The following is a 1,555-nucleotide window of genomic DNA, read 5'->3' as shown; positions in this document are numbered from 1 at the left end:
CCGGTGCCCAGCGCCGACGAGTGGCCGCGTCCGGTGCGCCTCTGGCTGGCCGAGCTGGCCGACATCGCCGGCCGGCCGCTGCCGCCGCCCGGCGCCGCCACGGCACCGCAGCGCACGCTGATGTATGTGCTGAACGCGCGCGCCGGCACGCTGGTGCTGACGCTGCACCTCGGCAGCCTGCGGCGCACCGGCGAGCTCGGCTCGCACCGGCCGCACTCGCCGAGCGTGATCGACATGCTGCGCAACCGGCCCGCCTACCTGGCGCCGGCCGACCTGGAGATCCTGGCCGCGTTGCTGCCGCTGCTCGGCCCGAACGCCAGCACCGGCTCGCTGCCGTTGCGCGGCCGCGATGCGCTGGCGGTGATCGAGCTGATCCTGCGCAGCGGGCGGGCGTGGATCGTGCCGCCGCTGCTCGGCGAGCTGCCGCACCCGCCCGGCGCGGTGGCGCAGCGCATCGACGAGCCGCTGCCGGTCTCGCTGCACTGGTTCGCCGACGAGATGGGCGACTGGCACACGCAGTGGCGCGGCCCTGCCGACGAGCCGGTGGTCATCGTGATGCTGCCCGAGCCGCAGGCGATCGACCTCGGTGGGCTGACGCTGCGGCCGGCCGCGTTGCAGGGCGTGCCGGCCGAGGCGCCGGTGATCGACTGGCTGACGCGCATGCCGCCGGTGCCGGCCGAGCTGCTGTCGTCGTTCACCGACCGCCTGCAGGAGCTGGCCGCGCAGCGCGGGCTGCAGCTGCCGGTGCCCGACGAGCAGGCGCGCGCGCTGCGCAACCTCGGCACGCTGCCGCTGGTGCCGGTGCTGCGGCTGGGCACCTGCGTCGATGCGGCCTCCGAGGCGATGCTGCACCAGCGCTTCGGCACCCGCGCGAGCCGCCCGCTGGTCAGCGACCATGCGCCGCGCCAGGCCTCGGTGCAGCTGCTGCTGCGCTACCGCGTGCCGGGCATGCCGCCGATCGACTACCACCTGCCCGCCGCCCCGGCCGAGACCACCTTCCTCGACGCGACCCGCGTCAGCGGTGCCACCACCGCGCAGCTGACGCGCTTCGACCGCGATGCCGATGCCGAGGCGGCCGCGGTGCGCGCGATGGCCGACCCGCTGCGGCTGCGGCCATGGAGCCTCGCGGCGGGCGCGGCGATGCAGCGGCAGTCGAGCTTCGGCAGCGGACGCATCGTCAGCGCCGGCTACGGCGTCGCGCTGGAGGGGCAGCCGATGATCTTCGTGCCGCAGCAGCGCGACCAGTGGGCGCACCTGCTGACGCAGGAGGTGCCGCGCCTGAAGGAGCAGGGCTGGCTGGTCGAGGTCGACGACGACTTCCCGTTCGAGCTGCACGAGGCCGACGACTGGACCGTCGACCTGCAGCAGGAGCCGGGCGGCGACTGGTTCCGGCTCGGGCTGAAGCTCTCGGTCGAGGGCCAGCCGGTCAACCTGGTGCCGCTGCTGGTGGGCCTGGTGCAGGGCGGCTGGCTGAAGGTCGACAGTGCGCTGCGCGCCGGCACCGGCGAGGTGCTGGTGCCGTGGCCGGACGACACGCCGCCGTCGACGCCGCTGC

The 1,555-nt window shown here is 75.4% G+C and carries 1 protein-coding gene; it reads left to right on the top strand.

Annotation, left to right across the window (positions count from 1 at the left end):
• The coding region (locus AC1D1T_RS32380; RefSeq protein WP_477993451.1) for a hypothetical protein at positions 1-1,555 on the top strand (1,555 nt) is incomplete at both ends.

The organism is Rhizobacter sp. P2_H3 (assembly GCF_056403355.1).
This window is presented reverse-complemented; position numbering and strand designations above follow the sequence as displayed.